Below are 22,057 nucleotides of genomic sequence, written 5' to 3'. Positions count from 1 at the left end.
CCACGAAGGAGGGATGACTGTTCATGGAGAATCATGCCAATCTCCAAAGTGAGTTACTTCATGCATTACCTTACGGAGTTGCGTTAATACAGAAAGATGGAACAATCGTTCAGGCAAACCTTCCGTTTCTCGAGCAGTTTCCTGAGAATCTACAGAGACGTTCGAACCTTTTCCATATGGTCAATCAGTCACCGATTACGATGGAATTGTCTCGTCGGATGGAACAAGGACTACCTTGGATGTATGAACTGCCAACGATGCGAGTACACGCCATTCCGTGGGAAAATCAATATATCCTCTCCATTGAGCCATTGCCCCATGATACACGCGTGACGATTCAACACAACGCTTTTGAGGCGATGATGCACACCGAACTCGACATGGCGATGATCATGACGGATGCGAATCTGTTGATTACTCGTTTCAATCAGGGGGCCACGGAACTGTTTGGCTATGCGCCCCATGAAGTGCTCTACGAAATGACACCGTTCGCTTTATTTGAATCGAGAGAATTAAGTGAAAAGCGCTCTGCTTATCAAGACGAGACGGAACGGTTGCTATCGTTCGAACAAATGTTACGCCTCGCACTCGACAAAGGAGACCGGGAATGGAAATTTCAATGTAAAGATCGGACACATTTCATCGGCAAATTGTTCATGCATCCCGTTTATGAGCAAGAGCAACTCATCGGCTTCTTTTTCTTCGTATTTGATGTGAGTTCCGAGATTGAGTTGAAACGTGAGCTCCGTTATAAGGAACAGCGTTATCGCATGTTTGCCGAATCGGTCATCGAAGCCGTTCTGTTCCATGAAGATGGGATGATTCTCGATGCGAACAAGGCAGCGGAATCCATCTTTAAAATCCCTGCAGAGCAAATGATGGGACGCCAGACTATCGAGTTTATCGCGGAAGGGTACCGGGCCGATGTGTTGCGACGCATTCGCAATCACATTCAAACGCCATACGAAGTGATTGGTCGTCGGCAAGATGGAACGTTCTTAGAACTAGAAGTGTATCCGAAAGAAGTGACGTATCAAGGGCAAACGTTACGAGTCGCGGTCATGCGTGATATCAGCGACCGTAAAAAAGTAGAGCGTATGCTCGAACGTGAAAAAAATGCCATCGCCCGTCAGCGCGATATCATCCAGTCAATCTTACAAGCATCGAATGAAGCGTTCGTTTTGACCGAATCGAACGGGAGTGTCTTGTTCATGAACGTCCACGCAAGACGACTCATGGACTTACCTGGGATTGCTCCAAACAAAATTCAGGAGCGTATCCCGCTCCTCTCCACGTTCCGTCCTCGTGACAGGAGCGAGATGCTACGAAAGATGGATCAACTTCTCGATGGGACAGCGCGTGAAGTATCGATGCGTTTCTCCATCCCACAGCCAAACGACCGAGATGAAGAATACTATGAGATGTATGGAACGACGATGGATACAAAACGACAAATCGGTATGGATAGTGGATTCTTGTTTGTGTTCCGTAACCGAACCGAGGAAGAGCGGATGGACCAGATTAAAAATGAACTGGTGAGCACGGTCTCACATGAACTAAGAACTCCTCTTTCTTCATTATCGGGATATATTGAATTGATGCTCGCTCGAGATTTGACGCCTGAAAAACGAGAGCGCTTCTTGAAGACGATGTCGCGGGAAGCGAAACGATTGACCGTCCTACTCAACGACTTTTTGGACATCCAACGCATGGAAGATGGTCACCAAGAATATAAACAAGATTATTTCGCTTTGAATGAACTTGTCTTAGAAGTGATTGAACGCTTCCGCGAAACGAGTGATCATACCATTCATTTCGATCATGCGGATGATGACTTGTATCTCGTTGCCGACCGAGATCGCATCGAGCAAGTTCTCGTCAATTTGATTTCAAATGCAATCAAATATTCTCCGAATGGACAGGAAATCGAAGTGCGGGTCCGAAAAGACAACGATCAAGCTCATGTCTCCATTCGTGATTTTGGAATCGGGATTCCCGAGCACGCCTTTGAAAAGTTGTTTACTAAGTTTTATCGGGTCGATAATTCGGATACACGTAAAATTGGTGGAACCGGTCTCGGGTTGTCGATTTGTAAAGAAATTATCGAATCACATGGTGGGAGCATCGAAGTGGAATCGACAGTCGGGAAAGGGTCGACTTTTACATTCACATTAGACTTAGCGGAGGAAACGTCATGAACAATTATGCCTTTACCGGATTCCCTGGTTTTTTAGCAGGAAAATTAATTGAACACCTCGCTTCGTTACCGCATCAAATCGGAGTCATCTATGCCTTGCATCTTCCGAATCAACAATGTGATGCAGAAGAGCTACGAGATACGCTACTGTCAACGACGTCGCTTGCGCCACATCAGCTCGTCCTTGTCGAAGCAGACATCACGTTACCCGAAGTGATTCTCGACCCGATCATGCGGTCTGTCATTGAACGCGATGTCCATTACATTTTCCACCTCGCCGCCGCATATGACTTGAGTATTTCGTATGACGTCGGCTATCGCGTCAACATCCTCGGGACCAAGCATGTGACCGCGTTCGCCAAACGCTCGAAACAATTGAAGCGTTACGTGTACTTTAGTACCGCCTATATCGCCGGACGTCGTCGTGGAACGGTCTATGAAAATGAATTATGGCACCGAGTCCAGTTCAAAAATCATTATGAAGCGACTAAATATGAAGCAGAGGCACTCGTTTCGCGAGAAATGGGAGGCATGCCCATCACCATCATTCGTCCTGGCATCGTAATCGGACATAGTCGCACGGGCGAAACGAAAAAGTTCGACGGTGTCTATTTCGTCTTACAATTGATGACACAACTCCAACAGATGCGCCCACTCCCTTACATCGGGCGGGCGAACGTTGAGGTAAACCTCGTTCCGTACGATTATGTAGTAGAAGCGACCGCTTTCTTAGCGCATTCTCCAAACGGTCTAAAGCGGACATTCCATTTGACGGATCCGTTCCCACACGGCGCACGCGAGGTGTATCGTATGTTGCATGAGACGATGTTTCAGCGCTCTCCTCGCGGGACCGTTCCTCATGCCGTTGCCGACGCGGCATTCACTGCTTGGAATGGTGCCAAACGGCTCGAGGTTCCTCACGAACTATTGGAATACTTTAAACATCCTGTTCACTTTGACACGACACAAACGATACGGGCGCTCGACGGAACGGGCATCGTTTGTCCGGACCTCCAGGATTACCTCCCAGAGATTGTCCATTATTTCATGGCACACAAAAAGCCCTGATTCGTCAGGGCTTCAACTATGATTGGAACCAAAAGAACACGTGTACGTTCGATCACAGCGTACACGTGTTTACATCTCATCCACATCGTTACGAGACACCGCTTGATCGTGAAGCAGACGCTCGAGGACGAGGATATAGACCAATGCCACAAGGAGCCCTACGATACTAGGAAGAACCGCAATGATGTCATCCTCCAAATACGCAGTCGGAATCAAGTAAACCAATAGCGACTTCACACCAGACATCAACATCAACGAGGAGAGTAACACAAGCGTTACCGCTCGTTTCGACACGTCCCCGAAGAAGGGGCGTCCTGTCTTCTCCCCTTTTGTCATACCAAGCCAAGATAACAAGTCAAAAGCCTCCTCGATCATTCCTTTTCCAACCCATTATATACCAATCGTTTCATACGATGAAGGCCATCAAAAATTCATGTCGCCTCCTGACCACGTTCACTTAAAAAGGCTGCAGTCCCTCTATGAGGAATGCAGCCCAAAACACACGTTCAACCAATCAAAATCTTCTCTTTCGGATAGCGAATTTTCCGGTCGGCTTGACGTGCGACGGTAAAGAGAATGGTCAACGACCCGACACGTCCGAGAAGCATCATGAACATGATCAATCCCTTCCCGGCATCATTCAATTCCGCTGTGATGCCGAGCGACAACCCTACTGTCCCAAACGCCGAGACCGTTTCGAATAAAATGGCAGTCGCCGGAATGTGGCCATTCGATAAAATGACGAGTGTCGTGATTATCATAATGAACAAGAAACTTGAGATGGCTACGACGTACGCCTTTTTGATTTGAAACGCATCAATCGTCCGCTCCATGATGACCGTTTCTTTCTTCCCTGCGATGAAGGCCCACATATCCGCAAAGATGACGGCAAGCGTCGTCACTTTGATCCCCGACCCTGTCGAAGCCGCCCCTGCCCCGATATACATCAGAATCAATATCAAACCGATTGAGGCTGGTGCCATGGTCGCGATATCAATGGAATTGAAGCCGGCCGTCCGTGTCGTCACGGCTTGGAAGAACGTTACGTGTAACGCCTCACCGAGGGATCGACCGTACAATACCCCTTCGTTCGATACCCACTCAAACATCATGAGGACGAACCAAGCGACACCATTGATGACCAAGAGTGACAAAATCATGATTTTCGAATGGAGGGCGAGACGTTTCCAGCCTCTCTTTTCCGTGGTATCGGCAATCGTCGTGAAGCCAAGACCTCCAATCATAATCATGATGGCGATGGTCACAATGATGGCTGTGTTCTGCTCAAATGACATGAGACTGTCTGGGAATAATGCGAATCCCGCATTATTGAAGGCAGACACTGCATGGAAGAAACCGTAATAAAGTGCCTTTCCAAAAGAATAGTTCTCTGTACTGAACAACTCGAACGTCAAAAACAACATCCCGATGAACTGCACGATGACCGTCGTGAAGACGATGTTCCGTACGAGACGAACCGTTCCTCCCGGCCCCGCTAAATTCAGTGATTCCTGTAACAAGATTCGCTGCTTTAATCCGATTTTCTTCCCTAATACACTGAGCAACATCAAGGCGATCGTCATAAACCCGAGACCCCCGATTTGAATGAGGGCGACAATGACCAATTCACCAAACAGGGTGAAGGAGGAGCCGATGTCGACTGTCGACAGTCCAGTGACCGTTCCGGCAGACGTCGCGATAAATAAACAATCAATCCAAGAAACCGATTCTTCTTGCGCAAATGGCATATATAAAAGAGTGCCCCCGATAAAAATCGCCAGTAAAAATCCTCCCGCGATAAAACGGGCAGGTTTTTCAAATACGACTCGGTAAAGTACCTCGATTCGCTTCAAGCGCACCTCACGCGCTGACAGTCTATGCCGCATCACGACATCTCCTTCACTTCTATTATTCTAAGCCTCATGTTACTCTTCACCTTTCTAAATGCCAACAAGAAAATGTATCTCTAACGCTTTCTTCGATTTTTTGGTATTATGGGAGATAGACTTTAAGAATGTTGAGGAGGTTGAATGAAACCGTGGACCCTAGTACGGTAGATCATTCGATAGAGGATGTCTCACGAAGGTTAGAGCGTCAATCACAATGTATGCCCGCTCACCTTTATTTTCAGCTAGAAGAGTTACTCAATTGGTCACTCGAGCAAGAAGTCGTGAATCAATTGTACGCATTGTTAAAAAAATACGACGTATTAACCGATATAGAGCGTGAAGAACGAAATATCAGCATTCAAATGTTGATTGATGAAAACGGCGCTTAATCATCGGGAACGCATGTTGCGGGAGACGAGTGGCGTCTCTCGCTTTTTTTGTCCTGATTTATTTCGGAAAGGTGGAAAACAAAGACATGGATGTCGTTACGTTAGTCGGACTCATACTCGGGTTCCTCACCCTCGTCGGTGGAATGCTATTAAAAGGAGCAGGTGTTGCGCCGCTGATCAACCCTGCCGCAATGGTTATCATTTTCGTCGGTACAGCCGCGGCCGTCAGTATCGCTGTATCGAAGGAACAACTTCAGAACGTTCCAAAACTATTTAAAATCTTGTTCAAAAAACAAGAACTACCAAGCAAGTCTGGATTGCTCACGCAATTCGTCGACTTGTCGACACAAGCCCGAAAAGAGGGACTCCTCTCCCTTGAAACGGCACTCGAACAAGTCGAAGAACCATTTTTACGCCAAGGCATGATGATGGTCATCGACGGTCAACCTTCCGAATATATCGCGGAAGTCATGTCACGCGACATCGAGAATATGGAACAGCGCCATAAAGCAAACGCCGATATTTTCACACAGGCCGGGACATATGCCCCAACACTCGGGGTACTCGGAGCCGTTATCGGATTGATTGCTGCCTTGAAAGACTTATCCGATATCGAAAAGCTCGGACATGCCATTTCAGCGGCCTTCGTCGCGACACTATTCGGGATTTTCACCGGATATGTGCTTTGGTTCCCGTTTGCCAATAAATTGAAGCAGTATTCGAAGAGTGAAGTCATCATCAAGGAAATGATGATTGAAGGGATTTTATCGATTCAAAGTGGTGAATCTCCAAAAACGCTAGAAGATAAACTGTCTGTGTATTTGTCTCCAAAGGAGCGAGCTGACTATGAAGCGCAAAAAGAAGCATGATCATGAAGAACACATTCCCGAAGGCTGGCTGATTCCTTACGCCGATTTGTTGACCCTGTTGCTCGCGCTTTTCATCGTACTATTCGCATCGAGTAACATCGACCAGACAAAGCTTGAGAAAATGTCACAGTCTTTCAACCAGGTGTTCTCCGGAGGCGTCAGCGTCTTTCAAGCTTCGACTGCCTCAAACAGTGACATCGAACGTACAGACAAGACCAATACGACCGCCAACCCACGAACGTATGAATTGGCTCAACTTGATGAATTAAAAGAAGATGTAAACAAATACATTAAAAAGAACGGTCTCGAAAGCCAAATCAAAGCGACGATCAATTCAAGCGGTCTCGTCTTGACGATTCAAGACCGTGCCCTGTTCAACTTAGGAGAGGCGACACTCGATGCCGATGCTCGTGCCGTCGCACAAAACATCAGTCAGATTTTAGAGAAGGCGGGCAAGCGAGAGATTGTCGTCTCCGGTCATACGGATAACATTCCAATTAATACGGCACGTTTCCCGTCAAACTGGGAACTCAGTTCGGCACGTGCGACCGCGTTCATGCGTGGTCTTTTGGCAAATGATGCCTTGAACCCGGCCCAATTCACACTCGCGAGTTACGGTGAGTTTAAACCGATCGCGACGAACGATACAGAAGAAGGTCGCTCTAAAAACCGACGCGTTGAAGTGTTGATTAAACCACTCGTCGACCTTTCTGAAGGCGAACCGAAGATGATTGAAACCATCACCTTACCAAACTAATAATCACCCACTCGTTTGAGTGGGTGATTTGTGTTATTGCATTAATTTAAAGTAGCGTCTCGCAAGTTCGGTGAGCGGACTTTCGAACAAACGTTTCCGCCAGTAAAGGTCTGTCACTTTCTTCACGGCCTCACTTCGCGACGGATACGGGTAAATCATACGGGACAGCTTCCCGATTTTGTCGCCACGTTGCATCGCATAGACGACAATTTGCATCCAATCCCCCGCAGATTCACCGACTGCATGAGCTCCGATGATTTTTCCATTTTTCTTCGTAATCACTTTGACAAAGCCTGCTTCTTGACGTTCAGCAATGAAGCGGTCCACTTCGGACAGTTTCGCTTCATACGTCTCAATGTCGTCGCCATAACGCTCGCGCGCTTCTTTCTCTGTCATCCCGACATGGAACACCTCAGGGTCTGTGAATGTGATCCACGGGAGCTTGCTGTAGTCGACCTTGTTCCATAATCCAAAGAGCGCGTTCGCGACAACCGCTTTCCCTTCTTCTCCAGCGGCATGTGTGAATGGGAGCGTCTTGATCGTATCGCCAATGGCAAAGATATGAGATTGTGACGTCCGATATGACGACGAGACATCGATATACCCTTTCGTCACCTGAACGTTCGCCCGGTCGAGACGGAGCGCATCGATTCGGGGAACGCGACCTGTCGCCATCAGCAGTTTGTCCGCTTCATATTCGACCGTTTCGCCGTTCACCTCTGTCGTGACACGAATGCGGCCATCGACTTCATCGACTCGATTGACCTTTACGCCGATTTTTAGGCGCATCGCCATCTCGAGTTGAGATTTCAAATAGGTGGCGACGTCCTCGTCTTCTTTAGGTAGGAAATCATCCTGTGCCTCGAGCACGGTCACTTGTGAGCCGAGTCGGACAAAGGACTGGGCCAATTCAAGTCCGACCGTTCCGGCGCCGATGACAATCAGGCTCTCCGGGAGCGTCTCTTCTTCAAAGACCGTCTCGTTCGTTAAGTATGGGACTTGATCGAGTCCATCAATCGGAGGAACTGTCGGTTTCGACCCCGTCGAGATGACAAATTTTTTCCCGATCAATAACTCGTTCCCTACTTTTAATTCGTGCGGACTTCGGAACGAGGCTTCTCCGATATAGACGTCGACGCCAATCTTTTCAAAACGTTCTGTTCCGTCATGGTCTTGAATAATGGCACGTGCTTTGTCGACACGCGCTTTTGACATTTGATAATGCTCTTGTCCATTGAACTCGGTTCCGAGAACTCGGGCCGCGCGCATCATCGCATTCGCTTCTTTTGAAGCAGCAATCAACGCTTTCGATGGCACACATCCGACATGCAGACAGTCACCACCTAAATGTTTGTTCTTTTCAACAAGCGCGACCTTCGCGCCTAAATTCGCAGCCCCTGCGGCCACCGTCATCCCGGCAGCACCACCACCGATGACAATCAACTGATAGTCCTTCATCGAATCAACCTCCGGTATCGTTCGCTCACATCTTCCATTCGTTTTCGATTCACTCCAAAGTCTGAATAGCCGACACGCGACGCAGATCGAAACTCGACTTGTTGAGTAGCGTCATCAAATAAAAAATCGACATCATCTTTAAATCGCATCACTTTCGAAGTCACTACATAATGAAGTCCTTCATCTGTTTCCTTCACCAATTCAGCCCGCGGCAACTGATTCATCGCCATCTTCATGGCTTCGATCGATTGCCCGCGGCTGCCCGCATACGGCAGTGGGTCCATCCGCAATTCTTCAATTGAAGTTTGGGTTGACACAGCATTCGGACTTCCTTTTAACGGCTTCAAAGATTGATTGGCCATTATAAAAACCTCCCTCAGTCTACATACATCTATATGTAGCCTGAATTCGGGAGGTTTAATCCTATTAATGTAGTTCACTCGGGTCGAGCGGCAATAAGACGGTCACTGTCGTCCCGTGTCCGACCTCGCTCTCGATGACGAGTTTGCCTTCATGCGCTTCGATCAATTCTTTTGAAATCGCAAGCCCAAGCCCGCTACTACCTTCTGTGACATGAGCCTGATAGAACATCTCGGTGATGCGCTGCAAATGCTCTCGTGAAATACCGGGACCTTCATCGATAATGGAGATAAAGGCGACACGTTCCGATTGTACGAAGCGGATGGTCAACGTTCCTCCGTCTGGTGAGAAACGAATCGCGTTCTCGAGAATGTTTAAGAACACTTGTTTCAATCGATTCTCATCAAATAATCCAACCGATTTTTGAGGATAGCGTTCGATGAGTGTGATGCCTTTGTCTTCAAGTGACTGTTTCAATTGCAGTGTCACTTGACGTAACAAAGAGACCAGGTCCAGTTCTTGGCGATACAAGACCAACCGACTCTCTTCAATTTTTGTATAGTCAAGAAGCTGTTCGACGAGACCGATCATGCGCTCTGTCTCCGAATGGATGATGCTTAAACCGAGCTCTGTCTCTTCAGACAGTTTCTCATCACCACCCCGAATCGTCTCGGTCCATCCCTTAATCGATGTGAGTGGTGTCCTGAGTTCGTGCGACACGCTCGAGAGGAATTCGTTACGTGTCGACTGATGCTGCTGGACTTTCGCGCCTAAATACGTGAGCGTTCGAGCCAAGGCTCCAAGCTCATGTTTCTCATTTGACTCAACGGATACATCGAAGTCGCCCTGAGCCATCTCATCCGCCGCCTCGATGATGTGACGAATCGGTCTGACGAAGCGATCGGCAATCCGGATGACGGTGTATAGGGCGAGCAACCAGATCAAGACGCCAATCATGACGACCGTCATCCAAATTTCGCGAATGAGCGTGTCTAAATCTTCAAGCGGTCGCGTGAAACTGATGGCAAACTCGGACGTATCGTTCGTCATAATGGGACTCGTGACTGACAAGTAATGTTCATCCCCGACGTCATAGTCCTGCACGACGGACTCTCCTTGCGACAATTGCTGTAACTGTTCTTGAGAGAATGAGGCCTGCCTTGTTCGTTGTCCCGTCGTTTTGACAATCGAACCGCTCCGGTCGACAATCGTCAAATCAGTTCCAGGATATCCGAATGTCCGGACGAGGACAGAAAAGGCACTCGGCGTCTCAAACCCTACTTGGGCTTGAGGGTATAGATATGCACTCGTGGTCGCATGACTCAGTAACGCTTCTGACTCATACTCGTAATAGTAGCGATACGTCCCGTAAGACAAAACGCTGACGAGTAAGAGCAAGACGATCGTCACGACAATCATCATGCGAATGACTAACTGTTGTTTCATGCCTCATGTCTCCGCCATTTATATCCGTGACCCCACAACGTCTCGATGTAGACCGGATGACTCGGGTCATCTTCAATTTTTTGACGCAAGCGACGAATGTTGACGTCGACTGTCTTTCGGTCACCGAAATAGTTAACGCCCCATACCGCATCGAGTAGCGCATCACGTGACAAGACAATTTCTTCGTTTTGGACGAGATGACAGATCAAGTCATACTCCGTCGGCGTCAAATCGATCGACTGTCCATACTTCGTCACTTGTTTTGCGGCGAGGTCGATTGCGAACGGTCCCGACTTCAAGCGTTTCGAATCTTTTCGTTTCACTTTTTCGACACGGCGCAACAACGCTTGGATGCGCGCCACTAATTCACCTGGACTGAACGGTTTGGCGATGTAGTCGTCTGCACCTTTACCGAGCCCTTCAATTTTATCTTCTTCGAGCGTCCGTGCCGTCAACATGATGATCCCTACATTTTCGTCAAGATCACGAATGGCAGCACATGCTTCGAATCCGTCCATTTCCGGCATCATGACATCCAATAGGACGACATCGAACGGTTCACGGTCAAATGCGGTGACCGCTTCTCGACCGTTCGTCGCCTCAAAGACGTCGAATCCGGCTCGTTTTAAATTGACAATAATGAAGCTGCGAATCGCATGTTCATCCTCAGCTACTAAAATTCGATTCATATCGATTTCCACCTCTTCTAGAGTTCACTTCTCTACATTATAGTTACGTTTTTGCGACAAGGTTGTCAATTGACCTTAAAAAGGTTTAGGATGGAGTCATTAGATTCTGAAGGAGGACCCCCTACTACTATGAGTTACAAGATGATTGTATTGGATATGGATGATACGCTCCTCACGAGCGACCATACGATTTCCCCTAAGACAAAAGAAGCACTTCTCGATGCACAGGCGCGCGGCTATAAAGTCGTTCTCGCGAGCGGACGACCAACGTTTGCGATGTGGGATGCAGCCCGTGAATTAGAACTTGCGAAATACGGAAGCTACATCTTATCGTTCAACGGTGCCTCAGTCATCGATTGTGCGACGAACGAGGAGATTTTTTCGAGCACGCTCCAGCCGGATACAGTCGCCCATCTCCATGATATCAGTGAACGGGAAGGAATCGCGATTCATACGTACGTCGGTAACGAAATCGTAACCGATCGCCCGAACCCTTATACGGATATCGAAGGTGAATTGACGGGAATGCCGGTCATTCATGTCGACAACTTTAAAGATGCCGTGACAGCCCCGGTCGTCAAATGTTTGATGCTTGCAGATGGCGACACACTCGCTCCGATCGAAACAAAGCTACAAACAGAATTGGCTGGAAAATTGGCTGTGGCCCGTTCAAAACCGTTCTTCCTTGAGTTTACGGAAGCAGGTGTCACAAAAGGAACGAGTCTCGCCTTCCTTGCAGATCAACTCGGCATCGCACAAAAAGAAGTCATCGCTTGCGGTGACGGAAACAATGATTTGACGATGATTGAATGGGCCGGCCTCGGTGTCGCGATGGGAAATGCTAACACGACGGTCAAAGGGAAAGCGGACTTCATCACAAAATCAAACAACGAAGACGGAATCGCTCATGTCATCGAAACGTACATGGCGGACGTACTCCTCACGTAATAAGCTTCTGATTGTAGAATGGGAGGAAGGAAGATGAATAAAGGGTTGAAACGAGCTGGAGTCGGATTGATTGGAACTGCGGTCGCAGGAGCGGCTTATGTGTTCCTTTCACCTAAACCAGCCACACGTTTAATCAAAACTTCGTTCGCAGGGGGGAACGAAGTGGAGATGAAGGGATTCGAGGAAGTCGTTCAAAAGACGTCTGTCCGAAAAGACATCGACTACTTGTCTTCTTATGACAACGGAACGTTTGATTTGATTCGCTATGAAGGCGACCGAAAACCTGTCCCAACAATCTTTTGGGTGCATGGTGGGTCGTTCGTCGGTGGGGATAAATCGGATGTGTTAAAATATGCCACTTCGATTGCGAGTAATGGCTATAACGTCGTCAGTATCAATTACGCACTCGCACCTGACGTGATGTATCCGACCCCGCTCAAACAAATCGAAGAGGCGTACTCGTTCATTGCTGAGAACAATGACCGCTTCCGTCTCGATTTGGACCGCGTCTTCTTTGCAGGTGATTCGAATGGTGGACAGCTCGTTGCACAGTTTGTCGGCGTCCAGTTGAATGACGACTATTCACCTTCTGCTGAAGTGGGACAAGTCGTACCAAAATCCTCTATCCTCGGTACCGTCCTCTTGTCTGCACCGCTCGACTTGAAGCGCACATGGCTCGAATCATCGAAATCGGTGAACCGCTTCTTGTTCAAACGAATCGGATGGGCATACTTCGGCACGTACAATTGGGAGACTCTCCCGGTCGTTGCTGAAGCATCGCCACTCGTCAATGTACCGGCCACATTCGCCCCAACGTTTATCGCGGACGGGAATGACCATTCCTTTGAGGAACAGGCCAAAGAATTTGCGACGATTCTTTCAGGACGGACGGATGTCACGACTGTCTTTTATGATCGGAATGAGCACGAGCTCGGACATAATTATTACTTCGAAATGGACCGCCCAGCGGCCAATTCCACGTATCGTCGTTTGATTACGTTCTTACGTGAAACGACAAATCAATCTGTATAACGCACAAGAGGCGACGTTCTCCTACTATGGAAAACGTCGCCTCTTTTCGTTAGCGCAATAGGTCGAACGCGCGACCAATCAATTCATTTCGGGATGGGGAAGTCTGACGCAACGCTTCAAGACGTTCAATCAATGTCTGTTTCAGTCCTTCATCCTTCACCAGTTCCAGACACTCGATGTGTAATAACCAGGCGTCAGGGCGGTGCGTTAAGATCTCTGGGATGAGACCGTCGATTGATTCTCCCCGCTCACGCATGAGATGAATGCGATTGAACATCGGATCATCGTTTGTCCATACACGCTCATCCCGTTCAATGATCACCGGTTTTTCAATCATCATCAACTCGTCTACCGTGGTTCCCGGGAAAACTGATGGAAGTGAGTCGACACGTACCTCAAGTGAGTCGAGAGGAATCGTTCGTCCTTCTAACTGAACGGTCACATCCTTGAGTAAATCAGATGCACATGCGTGACGAACAGTCGTCCCGTCCTCAAAGAGGTCATCGCGACCCAGCGCTGATTCCGTGTCATGGACAACGAGGAGTCCATGACGCTCTCGTTTCGTTAACTGACCATTTTTTACAATGGTACATTCATCCCATTGAATGAGCGTATGTTCTTTCGACTCCGTCATGTGACGAACGATGCCGACACGTTCTGATCCATCTTCAAGTCGAATCGTCGATTGACTTCCCGATGCCAACGCTTTCGCCACAGATTCAATCCCACCTTTTCGAATCGCCATTCTTCCCTCTAGTTCATCTAAGACAGAAGAGAGCGTCTCAAAGTTTGGAATAACGAATAGCTCTTTTTGCATGTTTGTCACGTCTTGCTTCGTCTGTAGCGCGTGCTCCAAGTCGAATGGATGTTTGACGACCGCATCTGTCAGACAGTGACGGCTCTCTCCTACCGATGATAAGAGGCCTGCCCCGTAAATCATCGGGTTGTCGAGGTCACCAATCAATCCGAATTCAACGGTCCACCAAAAGATACGCGCGACCTGTTGTGCTTCAGAAAAGCCAGTCACTTGCGCTTTCGCCTCATGTACGGCTTTCTCCGCCGCCTCGATGTCCTGTTCAGTCGAATTCGCATTCTCCTTCACAATCGTCAAGCGTTTCAATGCGGCGAACGAGGCATGTTCTTCTCGGTTCATGAACGCCTTGGCCCCTAATTGACCGAAGCGTTTGACGATTGCCGAAAACGTCGGGTCCATCAACATTGGCGCATGTCCCGCCGCCTCGTGAATGATGTCAGGGGCTGGACTGTATAAAATATTCTCGACTTTCCGAATGTCTGTCGCGACCGGGAGCATCCCGTTTCCTTGGAAGTCAAAAAAGGCAACGCCGGGGATGAGTCCATCCACTGCGACCGTCGACCATCCTGCCGCCTGCATCTCATCCGTCATCTGTTCGACGTTCGGCAATCGATCCGGCCCCATTCCCGTCCGTTTCAATCCTTCGATGTAAAACGGATGCGCCTTCCCTTCTAACGTGTGCAAGTTCAACCGCAACACGAAACGCCAAACGGCGTGATCCGTTGGTGTGTATTCATTGTAGAACTGCGGTGAAATATGTGGGGCTAGGTGTTTTGGAATCGATTGTGTCAACATGTGAAGTCCTCCTTTGAAATCAAAAAAATCCCTATCGATTGAATCGATAGGGACGACAAAGCCGCGGTACCACCCTGGTTGCTAGAAAAATATCTAGCCGCTTGATCCGATAACGGGGGACCGCTCAATGATGAGAGCTCAGGAACTGTAATTCGATTCATCTTTTGGGCGTGTTCGCAGCACCACACGCTCTCTGGGCCAGGGAAGATGTCTCTACTTCGGTTCTTTCTTCGCTTTTCTTACATATCCAATTCTTTATCTTTTCTGCAGTTATGCTGTTATGCATATATGCTTTTAAGCACTAAAGTAGCGTCTTGTTAGTTACTGTACCAAAGGTTTTTCGACGCGTCAACAAAAAACAGCCTACGAATTTTCGTAGACTGTCATAAACACCATTCAATTGGGGGTTTTCCCCACTCCTTCAATGCATCGTTCACTTGAGAGAATGGCTTAGAGCCGAAGAATCCACGATGGGACGACAAAGGACTTGGATGAACGGACGTAAGCACTTTATGTTGGTCTCCAATCCATTTCATTTTCTTCTTCGCATCATTTCCCCACAAGATGAATACAATCGGTTCCTCACGACTCCCAAGCCGCTCAATGATAGAGTCAGTGAACTGTTCCCACCCTTTTCCACGGTGAGAGCCCGCCTTCCCCGCTTCAACCGTCAGTGCCGTATTTAAGAGCAGGACGCCTTGTTTCGCCCATTTCTCGAGGTTGCCACTCTTCGGGAGATCACACCCAACGTCATCTTTTAGTTCTTGAAAAATGTTTCGTAAAGACGGCGGGAAACGTACTCCGTCCTGCACCGAAAAACTGAGTCCATGCGCTTGGTTCGGTCCGTGATACGGATCTTGTCCTAAAATGACGCACTTCACCTCACTGAATTTCGTGTAAATAAATGCGTTCCAAATATCTTCTCGGGTCGGGTAAACGATCGTTTCTTCATACGCTTGGTCAACGAATTGCTTTAGTTGTTGAAAGTAAGGTTGTTTCATCTCTTCTTGGATAATATCCGTCCAATCTCCAAGTAATCGACTCGATAACTGATCTGCCATTGCATACTCCCCTTTCCCTTTGTATCATACCCAAAATGATTGCATACAAAAAGACGAGTCAGTCGACTCGTCTCTCTAGGTTATACCGTTACTGCGCCTGCAACTTCTTTCGCAAGTGCTTCAGCTTTCGCTTTCGCGTCCGCAACGATTTCTTCGATTTTGTCTGGGTATTGGTTCATTCCTTCAACCGCTACCGTCGTTACTTCAGATACACCGACGAACGCGAGCGCTTGGCGAAGGTATGCGTCTGCGAAGTTAAGGTCCGTCCCAGTGTAGATTCCGCCTGTCCCTTGGATGTGGATCGCTTGTTTGTTTTCAAGCAAGCCGACAGGACCTTGCTCCGTGTAACGGAACGTTTTACCTGCCATGAGCACGCTATCGAGGAACATTTTCATACGTGCTGGGAAGAAGAAGTTCCACATTGGAGTCGCGAACACGTAAAGGTCCGCTTCCATGAATTTCTCAAGCATGCCGCTCATTGTGCCTACCTTTTTCGCTTCTACATCAGTGAGCGCTTCGCCTGAAGCGAATTTGCCCCATGCACTGAGCACATCTCCGTCGATTTCTTGAACATCAACATCGTAGAGTTCGATTGCTTCCACTTCGATTGATGGATTTTCTGCTTGGAGTGTCGAAACGAATGTTTCTGCCACTTGTTTGCTGTATGAAAGTTCAGTTGGTTTCGGGTTAGCCGATACATATAATACTTTAGTCATCGTGTAATCCTCCATTTGTGTAATCTCTAATTTTTCAATAACAGTTAGAACTATATCATCTGTATATCTCATCGTCAATTATTTTAATTTCAAGATATTAAATAAAAAAGCAACGGGCTTTATTTGCCCGCTGCGTTATAACCGACTCGTTTCAATAACGAAATCAATTGTTCCGTCTCTTCATCACTTAACGGTCCATATATATCTTTGAAGATTTCAATATGTTGCGGATAGACGACGTCCATGAGCGCCTTTCCATCGTCTGTCAATGAAGCATATGTGACACGTCGGTCAGACGGGCAGGCGATTCGTTCAATCAGCCCTCGCTTCTCCAACTTATCGATCACATATGTCACGCTACCGCTCGTAATCAAAATCTGATCCCCAATTTGTTGCAACGGGGTGTCTCCTCGTTTATACAGTACGGATAAAACACCGAACTCTGTTGAATTTAACTGGTGGCGTCGTAAATCTTCTTTCACACGATCACTGATGGCATCCATCGTACGCGCAAGAACGACCCACGCCTTCAATTCAAGGGATTCAATCATGTCGGTTTCACCTCAATTCGTTCATCATATATCACTAGTATAGCAGGACTTATGCAGTATAAGCCGGGAAAAATACTTCGTCAAGGAACTTCTTCATTGTCGCCCATGTCGGAAACGTTTAGAATGGTAGTATTGTGATTTTAAGAAAGGGTGGACCGTATGCGTGAGTATTACGAAATTTCATTGACGATTAAACGGGAGTTTTTGCATGCTGTCATCGATTTGTTGAATCGGGAAGGCATCGCACCGGATTATGCGCTCGAAAAAGAAGGCGCGGTCTTTTTATTATTCAATCATTTACCTTGGCCAAACGTGACCCGTGAACCGCATGCCGTGGAACGTTTCTTATTGACGTTGAAACGATCGGACTATTTATTCGTCAAAACGAAGCGTAAATCACCGGTCCCCGATCATGAACCGGTCGCCTGTATGGGGGCTCTCGTCTCCCCGTTCAATGAACATTTGCGCATCGAACTTGCCGTGGACGAGTCGGAAGCAAGTCATTTAGATATGTCCGCATTCCGTCATTATTAAACAATCGAATGCCCAACGCATCCCCTTGAAGATTAGAGCGAGATAGCTAATCGACATGGGGGTTTTTTTAGGAGTATCTGCTTTCTTTGACGGGAATAAAGGACAGTATTCGAGTTGAAAAGGAGACATGTTGGAATGGACACAGTCATGTTAATCGTCAATCCATCCTCAGGGAAAGAGTTGGGGGAACAACACGCAACACATGCCGAAGAGGTGTTGCGCGAACGATATGGACACGTCGATGTCCGCTTCACTGAAAAGGAACAGGATGCGACGAACTTCGCACGTGAAGCGGCACAAAAGCACTATCAGGCCGTCATTGCGATGGGTGGGGACGGAACTTTGAACGAAGCCGTGACCGGTTTAGCTGAGGCTACTCATCGACCTGACTTCGGCATCATTCCACTCGGGACGGTCAACGACCTCGCCCGTGCACTCGGTGTCCCAAGTGACCCTAAGCAAGCGATCGAGGCACTCCGTGACGCTGAACCGACACCGATGGATATCGGCAAATATGAGAACGGTTATTTCATGAACGTCATCGCCATCGGGCTCATTGCCGAAGCCGTCGACGAAGTAAGTGTGGAAGAGAAGACGAAATGGGGACCGTTCGCTTACTTGATTGAGGGTGTAAAAGCGTTCCGTGAGCATAGTCCATATGAGTTGGCACTTGACAGTACAGACGGTCAGTTTAATGGCGAAGCCTATCTCGTCGTCATCGCCTTGACGAACTCAGTCGGAGGATTTGAAAACTTCGAACCAGACGCGCGGCTGAATGATGGGCTTCTTCATGTCTATATCTTTGAAGAACTCGGGTTAAAGGACGCACTTCAATTAACACCCGCCCTCTTCACAGGAAAGTTGAAGGAAACAGATAGCGTCACCTCGTTTTGTACGAAACGGGTTAAGGTGACCTCACCCGAGGCGCTTCCTGTAAATGCTGACGGGGACACAGGGGGCACGCTACCGCTCACCTTTGAAGTATTGCCGAGCCACTTAAACGTATTAAAGCCGGTATAAGAGCAGGAATTTTGACGATTGAATCGAATGTGTTCAAGCGAGAAAGGAGAATGACCTATCAATATCTCGCTTGTTCCATTAAAAACTGCATCCGTCGACATCGTCGATACATTCAATCGTTGGAATAACGATCCTGAGATCGTACACCTTATTCGACCGAGCCGCTCCGAAGAAGAATTGACCGCCCATTATGAGATGACGGTTGGCGATTTAGAAGAACGACTCTTAACGCACGATATCTTCCTCATCTATGCAGATGACCATCTCGTCGGAGAAATGAACGTCATGTATGACCCGCCTCATTTATATCGACAAGAACCCGGTACAGCTTGGCTCGGTTTCGTCATCGGCGAATCTGTAGGTCGCGGAAAAGGCGTTGGCACAGAAGCTCTTCGTTTGTTAGAAGAGCAATTGCGAGCCAAACAAACACCTCGTATGGAACTTGGCGTATTCGCTTTCAACCATGCGGCCCATCATCTCTATACGAAATGTGGATATCAAGAAATCGGCCGGATCGAGCACTTCACCTACTGGGACGGTCAATTTTGGTCCGATATTCGGATGGAAAAACGACTCGACGAAAAACCCTTTCACGCCAAGTGAAAGGGTTTTGACTTAGTTCTTTAAGTTCTCGACTTCGACGATCCGGAAGCCTTTTTGTTCAAGTTTCGAGACAACCTTGTTTTTCATGTCTTCTTCACAGTCCGGTGGTAGTGTCACGAGTACCCGACGCAAGACTTTACTTTTCGCATCGAGCGTCATCAAGCTCGCGATTGATGTATATTTGTTCACGATTTTCGTGATCTTCTCAAGTGCCCCAGCCTGTTCGCTCAAGGCGATTGTCAAGACGTAACTACCCGTGTCGCGACTCCATGCTTCTTCGAGCATCCCGAGCATCTTGCCGTGGGGAAGGATGCCATAGAATTCATTGCTTTCATCTTTCAATACAGCAATGTACGGCAACTCTTTGATTGAGAAAAATACTTCAAAGAATCCATCTGACTCATGGACGTACTTTTGTGTATTCTTGATGAGTGTCATCACATTATCGTCCATGTTTTCCCCGTTCATTCCATGACGATAAATATGCATCTTGTAAATGTTACCGCGGAAAAAATTCCCCGTCTCGTCTAAAACAGGTACACAACGGTATCCTGTTTCTTCAAGCGTATGAAGCGCTTCCCGCAATGTTGCCTTTTCACTGATGGTGACAACATCTTTCTTCGGGATACATAAGCTATGCACTAACATGCGTTTTCCTCCCAGCCAATAATAAAGTGGTCTACACCCTATTCATTATTATTCCCCAATTATGATGAATATCCTGCATACTTTTTCTGAAAAGTTATGAACACGTCTCGTAATCCTTGCATTTGTCGGAATAGGAAAAAGTCGTTATAGTGAAACTATCCAAACAGACAAAGGGGATGGACGATTATGACGATGAAAAAAGCATTGACGATTGCCGGTTCTGACACAAGTGGTGGCGCGGGAATCCAAGCCGACCTCAAAACGATGGAAGAACTCGGTGTGTATGGTATGACAGCCTTGACGGTCATCGTGGCACAAGACCCACATAACGCATGGAATCACGAAGTCTTTCCAATCGACACGACCTTGATTGAGAAACAAATCGATACGGTGCTCGCTGGAATTGGAGTCGATGCAGTGAAGACAGGTATGCTCCCGACACCTGAAATCATCGAACTCGCAGCACGGAAGATTAAAGAATACGGCATCCAGAATGCCGTCGTCGATCCGGTCATGGCATGTAAAGGTGCGGATGAGATTCTTGATCCGAACGTTGCGGTCGCGATGCGTCAACACCTCGTACCAGTCGCAAAAATCATCACACCGAACTTATTCGAGGCGCGTATGCTCGCTGGCCTTGATAAAACACCCGCAACGATGGACGAAATCAAAGAAGCCGCTCGTTTAATCCACGAACTCGGCGCAGAGATCGTCATCGTCAAAGTCGGTGGCAAACTCGGATTCGATACCGCATTCGACGTCTTGTACGACGGAAACGAATTCCGCCTTCTTGAAAGTGAAAAAATCGAGCCTGCGTTCACACACGGCGGCGGATGTACGTTCTCTTCTGCCATCGCAGCCTCACTCGCCAACGGTCACACGGTCGAAGAAGCGATTGAAATCGGAAAAGAGTTCATCACAGAAGCCGTTCGTCATTCATTCCGTCTCAACCAATACGTTGGACCGACGAACCATACCGGATACCGTAAAAAAGTAGCAACACAATCGTAAACAGATGACCCGGAACTACGTGTTTCGGGTCATCCTTTCCATTGGAGGGACAGACGTGAAAGCAATTCAACCTGATCACATTCAGCACTATTTAGACAATCACGTCGCGACACCACTTTTCGTCCATGTCGAGACGACGAACGGTGCCTACGCGACACACAATGACCCGGACTTTCATAACGCCGGGATGTTTATCCGTAATGCCAAAATCGAATACAGCATCGGTCAAATTAAAGGAAATGGTCCCTATCGTGTCGGTTTAAAACTCGATCACGGTTGGCTCTATGTCGAGGGATTGACCGACTATGAAATGCACGAGGAACAGTTGTTACTCGCCGGTCACGATCGTCTCGGTCGTCTCGCATGTGCGCTGCACATCGATATCAAGCCGCTCCCACAAGGCGCATCGGAGGTGGAGAATCAATGAATGGACCGTTACTCGTCATCTTCCCACACCCGGACGATGAGGCGTTCAGCTCGGCCGGAACGATTATCCAACATCGTCAAAAAGGAGTGCCCGTCACATATGTCTGTTTGACGCTCGGTGAAATGGGACGTAATATGGGTTCCCCAATCTTTACGACACGTGAAGAACTACCAAAAATTCGAAAACATGAACTCGAAGAAGCCTGTCGCATGATGGGCATCGAGGACCTGCGCATGTGGGGTCTTCGTGACAAGACCGTCGAGTTTGAGGACGAGGCCGAGCTCGCTAGCCGTTTCCGTACATTGATTGACGAAGTGAAGCCGGAAACCGTGATCTCGTTCTATCCAGGATATGCCGTCCACCCGGATCATGAAGCGACAGCCCGTGCCGTCGTACGTGCACTTCAAGAGATGGGCGAGACGCGTCCTGAGTTCTTAGGTGTCGCCTTCGACCGCCGCACAGAAGAGGAACTCGGACAACCGCACGTCATCGTCGATGTAACGGAAGAGAGCAAACAGAAGAAAGATGCCCTGTTTGCTCACCGGTCTCAGACAGAAGGTCTTCTTCGTGCGATCGATAACGCAGAAAACGCCCACGTCATGGAGTTACTCCAACGTGAGCGCTTCTATCATTATCCGTTCTCATGATTCATAGGCTAGACGAGTCATATAAAGCAATGCCCCAACGGTCCCAAGACCGATTAACGTTCCGAATACTACAACGATTTGTCCCATGTTTTCACCTCTTCTAGACTGTACGAACAATTCCATTCATT

At 48.0% G+C, this 22,057-nt stretch carries 24 protein-coding genes and 1 other annotated feature; of the genes, 13 read left to right on the top strand and 11 right to left on the bottom strand.

Going from position 1 to position 22,057, the window contains the following annotated elements; genetic code table 11:
• The first annotated feature begins 23 nt into the window (after positions 1 to 23).
• Positions 24 to 2,198 carry a PAS domain-containing sensor histidine kinase gene (locus KNO68_RS10740; protein ID WP_215112476.1) on the top strand — a complete coding sequence of 725 codons (2,175 nt, stop codon included), beginning with the start codon at positions 24 to 26 and terminating at the stop codon, positions 2,196 to 2,198.
• Positions 2,195 to 3,265, top strand: a complete 1,071-nt coding sequence (locus KNO68_RS10735) for an SDR family oxidoreductase (RefSeq protein WP_215112475.1) — start codon at positions 2,195 to 2,197, stop codon at positions 3,263 to 3,265. Before KNO68_RS10740 ends, KNO68_RS10735 begins: the two co-directional genes overlap by 4 nt.
• Before the next feature lie 69 nt (positions 3,266 to 3,334).
• Here KNO68_RS10735 and KNO68_RS10730 read toward each other — a convergent pair whose 3' ends face one another.
• Positions 3,335 to 3,619, bottom strand: coding sequence for a hypothetical protein (locus KNO68_RS10730; protein ID WP_215187615.1), 285 nt, complete (start codon positions 3,617 to 3,619; stop codon positions 3,335 to 3,337).
• A gap of 152 nt (positions 3,620 to 3,771) precedes the next feature.
• Positions 3,772 to 5,151, bottom strand: a complete 1,380-nt coding sequence (locus KNO68_RS10725; RefSeq protein ID WP_078146130.1) for a TrkH family potassium uptake protein — start codon at positions 5,149 to 5,151, stop codon at positions 3,772 to 3,774.
• 140 nt (positions 5,152 to 5,291) lie between these two features.
• Between KNO68_RS10725 and KNO68_RS10720 the strand changes: the two genes are divergently transcribed.
• From KNO68_RS10720 to KNO68_RS10710, 3 genes are all read left to right on the top strand, one after another.
• Positions 5,292 to 5,543: a hypothetical protein gene (locus tag KNO68_RS10720; RefSeq protein WP_230235447.1), complete on the top strand. Its 252-nt coding sequence runs from the start codon at positions 5,292 to 5,294 to the stop codon at positions 5,541 to 5,543.
• 86 nt (positions 5,544 to 5,629) lie between these two features.
• Positions 5,630 to 6,412: a flagellar motor stator protein MotA gene (motA, locus tag KNO68_RS10715; RefSeq protein WP_015880500.1), complete on the top strand. Its 783-nt coding sequence runs from the start codon at positions 5,630 to 5,632 to the stop codon at positions 6,410 to 6,412.
• A complete protein-coding gene (locus KNO68_RS10710) occupies positions 6,390 to 7,169 on the top strand; it encodes a flagellar motor protein MotB (protein ID WP_015880499.1) in 780 nt (259 codons plus the stop codon). Before motA ends, KNO68_RS10710 begins: the two co-directional genes overlap by 23 nt.
• Before the next feature lie 33 nt (positions 7,170 to 7,202).
• Here KNO68_RS10710 and KNO68_RS10705 read toward each other — a convergent pair whose 3' ends face one another.
• The 4 genes from KNO68_RS10705 to KNO68_RS10690 all read right to left on the bottom strand — a co-directional run bounded on the left by KNO68_RS10705 (position 7,203) and on the right by KNO68_RS10690 (position 11,122).
• The gene (locus KNO68_RS10705; RefSeq protein ID WP_215112473.1) at positions 7,203 to 8,627 is read right to left on the bottom strand and encodes a dihydrolipoyl dehydrogenase family protein; all 1,425 of its coding nucleotides are present in this window, start codon (positions 8,625 to 8,627) and stop codon (positions 7,203 to 7,205) included.
• Positions 8,624 to 8,989, bottom strand: coding sequence for a DUF1499 domain-containing protein (locus KNO68_RS10700; RefSeq protein ID WP_015880497.1), 366 nt, complete (start codon positions 8,987 to 8,989; stop codon positions 8,624 to 8,626). Before KNO68_RS10700 ends, KNO68_RS10705 begins: the two co-directional genes overlap by 4 nt.
• 64 nt (positions 8,990 to 9,053) lie before the next feature.
• The gene (locus KNO68_RS10695) at positions 9,054 to 10,433 is read right to left on the bottom strand and encodes a sensor histidine kinase (RefSeq protein WP_015880496.1); all 1,380 of its coding nucleotides are present in this window, start codon (positions 10,431 to 10,433) and stop codon (positions 9,054 to 9,056) included.
• Positions 10,430 to 11,122, bottom strand: coding sequence for a response regulator transcription factor (locus tag KNO68_RS10690; protein WP_015880495.1), 693 nt, complete (start codon positions 11,120 to 11,122; stop codon positions 10,430 to 10,432). The genes KNO68_RS10695 and KNO68_RS10690 overlap by 4 nt, the downstream gene beginning before the upstream one ends.
• Before the next feature lie 129 nt (positions 11,123 to 11,251).
• Here KNO68_RS10690 and KNO68_RS10685 point away from each other — a divergent pair, with 129 nt between their 5' ends.
• Both KNO68_RS10685 and KNO68_RS10680 read left to right on the top strand, forming a co-directional pair.
• Positions 11,252 to 12,070, top strand: a complete 819-nt coding sequence (locus KNO68_RS10685) for a Cof-type HAD-IIB family hydrolase (protein ID WP_078146127.1) — start codon at positions 11,252 to 11,254, stop codon at positions 12,068 to 12,070.
• A 33-nt stretch (positions 12,071 to 12,103) separates the two neighbouring features.
• The gene (locus KNO68_RS10680) at positions 12,104 to 13,102 is read left to right on the top strand and encodes an alpha/beta hydrolase (RefSeq protein ID WP_078146126.1); all 999 of its coding nucleotides are present in this window, start codon (positions 12,104 to 12,106) and stop codon (positions 13,100 to 13,102) included.
• A 49-nt stretch (positions 13,103 to 13,151) separates the two neighbouring features.
• Here the strand turns inward: KNO68_RS10680 and KNO68_RS10675 are convergent, their stop codons facing one another.
• The 4 genes from KNO68_RS10675 to KNO68_RS10660 form a co-directional block, all read right to left on the bottom strand.
• Positions 13,152 to 14,711 carry an aromatic amino acid hydroxylase gene (locus KNO68_RS10675; protein WP_215112472.1) on the bottom strand — a complete coding sequence of 520 codons (1,560 nt, stop codon included), beginning with the start codon at positions 14,709 to 14,711 and terminating at the stop codon, positions 13,152 to 13,154.
• Positions 14,712 to 14,756: 45 nt separating this feature from the next.
• Positions 14,757 to 14,951: a binding site (T-box leader), on the bottom strand.
• A 143-nt stretch (positions 14,952 to 15,094) separates the two neighbouring features.
• A complete protein-coding gene (locus tag KNO68_RS10670) occupies positions 15,095 to 15,772 on the bottom strand; it encodes a uracil-DNA glycosylase (protein WP_031424398.1) in 678 nt (225 codons plus the stop codon).
• Positions 15,773 to 15,852: 80 nt separating this feature from the next.
• Positions 15,853 to 16,488 (bottom strand): FMN-dependent NADH-azoreductase, encoded by a 636-nt coding sequence (locus KNO68_RS10665; protein ID WP_078146124.1) that lies wholly within the window; start codon positions 16,486 to 16,488, stop codon positions 15,853 to 15,855.
• A gap of 119 nt (positions 16,489 to 16,607) precedes the next feature.
• Positions 16,608 to 17,039: a MarR family winged helix-turn-helix transcriptional regulator gene (locus KNO68_RS10660; RefSeq protein ID WP_047795835.1), complete on the bottom strand. Its 432-nt coding sequence runs from the start codon at positions 17,037 to 17,039 to the stop codon at positions 16,608 to 16,610.
• A gap of 159 nt (positions 17,040 to 17,198) precedes the next feature.
• On the opposite strand from KNO68_RS10660, the gene KNO68_RS10655 reads away from it, so the two are divergent.
• From KNO68_RS10655 to KNO68_RS10645, 3 genes are all read left to right on the top strand, one after another.
• Positions 17,199 to 17,573 (top strand): hypothetical protein, encoded by a 375-nt coding sequence (locus tag KNO68_RS10655; protein ID WP_015880488.1) that lies wholly within the window; start codon positions 17,199 to 17,201, stop codon positions 17,571 to 17,573.
• A gap of 135 nt (positions 17,574 to 17,708) precedes the next feature.
• On the top strand, positions 17,709 to 18,593 hold the full coding sequence (locus KNO68_RS10650) for a diacylglycerol/lipid kinase family protein (RefSeq protein ID WP_214685125.1): 885 nt from the start codon (positions 17,709 to 17,711) through the stop codon (positions 18,591 to 18,593).
• 57 nt (positions 18,594 to 18,650) lie between these two features.
• Positions 18,651 to 19,196: a GNAT family N-acetyltransferase gene (locus KNO68_RS10645; protein WP_214685184.1), complete on the top strand. Its 546-nt coding sequence runs from the start codon at positions 18,651 to 18,653 to the stop codon at positions 19,194 to 19,196.
• 12 nt (positions 19,197 to 19,208) lie between these two features.
• Here the strand turns inward: KNO68_RS10645 and cbpA are convergent, their stop codons facing one another.
• A complete protein-coding gene (gene cbpA / locus KNO68_RS10640; RefSeq protein ID WP_214685123.1) occupies positions 19,209 to 19,844 on the bottom strand; it encodes a cyclic di-AMP binding protein CbpA in 636 nt (211 codons plus the stop codon).
• A 186-nt stretch (positions 19,845 to 20,030) separates the two neighbouring features.
• Between cbpA and pdxK the strand changes: the two genes are divergently transcribed.
• From pdxK to bshB2, 3 genes are read left to right on the top strand one after another with little or no spacing between them, the layout of a single operon-like run.
• On the top strand, positions 20,031 to 20,855 hold the full coding sequence (pdxK, locus tag KNO68_RS10635; protein WP_015880484.1) for a pyridoxine/pyridoxal/pyridoxamine kinase: 825 nt from the start codon (positions 20,031 to 20,033) through the stop codon (positions 20,853 to 20,855).
• Positions 20,856 to 20,910: 55 nt separating this feature from the next.
• Positions 20,911 to 21,282, top strand: a complete 372-nt coding sequence (locus tag KNO68_RS10630) for a YojF family protein (protein WP_074034952.1) — start codon at positions 20,911 to 20,913, stop codon at positions 21,280 to 21,282.
• A complete protein-coding gene (bshB2, locus tag KNO68_RS10625) occupies positions 21,279 to 21,929 on the top strand; it encodes a bacillithiol biosynthesis deacetylase BshB2 (RefSeq protein ID WP_214688886.1) in 651 nt (216 codons plus the stop codon). The genes KNO68_RS10630 and bshB2 overlap by 4 nt, the downstream gene beginning before the upstream one ends.
• The last annotated feature ends 128 nt before the right edge of the window (positions 21,930 to 22,057 follow it).

It is taken from the genome of Exiguobacterium sp. s75 (genome assembly GCF_018617145.1).
Classification (GTDB): Bacteria; Bacillota; Bacilli; order Exiguobacteriales; family Exiguobacteriaceae; genus Exiguobacterium; species Exiguobacterium profundum.
The sequence above is the reverse complement of the archived record's forward strand: the minus strand, read 5'-3'. Positions and strand labels throughout refer to the sequence as shown.

Coding starts and splice junctions, on each gene's coding strand:
- KNO68_RS10740 (WP_215112476.1), top strand. CDS start 24: ATGGAGAATCATGCCAATCTCCAAAGTGAGTTACTTCATGCATTACCT.
- KNO68_RS10735 (WP_215112475.1), top strand. CDS start 2,195: ATGAACAATTATGCCTTTACCGGATTCCCTGGTTTTTTAGCAGGAAAA.
- KNO68_RS10725 (WP_078146130.1), bottom strand. CDS start 5,151: ATGCGGCATAGACTGTCAGCGCGTGAGGTGCGCTTGAAGCGAATCGAG.
- motA (WP_015880500.1), top strand. CDS start 5,630: ATGGATGTCGTTACGTTAGTCGGACTCATACTCGGGTTCCTCACCCTC.
- KNO68_RS10710 (WP_015880499.1), top strand. CDS start 6,390: ATGAAGCGCAAAAAGAAGCATGATCATGAAGAACACATTCCCGAAGGC.
- KNO68_RS10705 (WP_215112473.1), bottom strand. CDS start 8,627: ATGAAGGACTATCAGTTGATTGTCATCGGTGGTGGTGCTGCCGGGATG.
- KNO68_RS10700 (WP_015880497.1), bottom strand. CDS start 8,989: ATGGCCAATCAATCTTTGAAGCCGTTAAAAGGAAGTCCGAATGCTGTG.
- KNO68_RS10695 (WP_015880496.1), bottom strand. CDS start 10,433: ATGAAACAACAGTTAGTCATTCGCATGATGATTGTCGTGACGATCGTC.
- KNO68_RS10690 (WP_015880495.1), bottom strand. CDS start 11,122: ATGAATCGAATTTTAGTAGCTGAGGATGAACATGCGATTCGCAGCTTC.
- KNO68_RS10685 (WP_078146127.1), top strand. CDS start 11,252: ATGAGTTACAAGATGATTGTATTGGATATGGATGATACGCTCCTCACG.
- KNO68_RS10680 (WP_078146126.1), top strand. CDS start 12,104: ATGAATAAAGGGTTGAAACGAGCTGGAGTCGGATTGATTGGAACTGCG.
- KNO68_RS10675 (WP_215112472.1), bottom strand. CDS start 14,711: ATGTTGACACAATCGATTCCAAAACACCTAGCCCCACATATTTCACCG.
- KNO68_RS10670 (WP_031424398.1), bottom strand. CDS start 15,772: ATGGCAGATCAGTTATCGAGTCGATTACTTGGAGATTGGACGGATATT.
- KNO68_RS10665 (WP_078146124.1), bottom strand. CDS start 16,488: ATGACTAAAGTATTATATGTATCGGCTAACCCGAAACCAACTGAACTT.
- KNO68_RS10660 (WP_047795835.1), bottom strand. CDS start 17,039: ATGATTGAATCCCTTGAATTGAAGGCGTGGGTCGTTCTTGCGCGTACG.
- KNO68_RS10655 (WP_015880488.1), top strand. CDS start 17,199: ATGCGTGAGTATTACGAAATTTCATTGACGATTAAACGGGAGTTTTTG.
- KNO68_RS10650 (WP_214685125.1), top strand. CDS start 17,709: ATGGACACAGTCATGTTAATCGTCAATCCATCCTCAGGGAAAGAGTTG.
- cbpA (WP_214685123.1), bottom strand. CDS start 19,844: ATGTTAGTGCATAGCTTATGTATCCCGAAGAAAGATGTTGTCACCATC.
- pdxK (WP_015880484.1), top strand. CDS start 20,031: ATGACGATGAAAAAAGCATTGACGATTGCCGGTTCTGACACAAGTGGT.
- bshB2 (WP_214688886.1), top strand. CDS start 21,279: ATGAATGGACCGTTACTCGTCATCTTCCCACACCCGGACGATGAGGCG.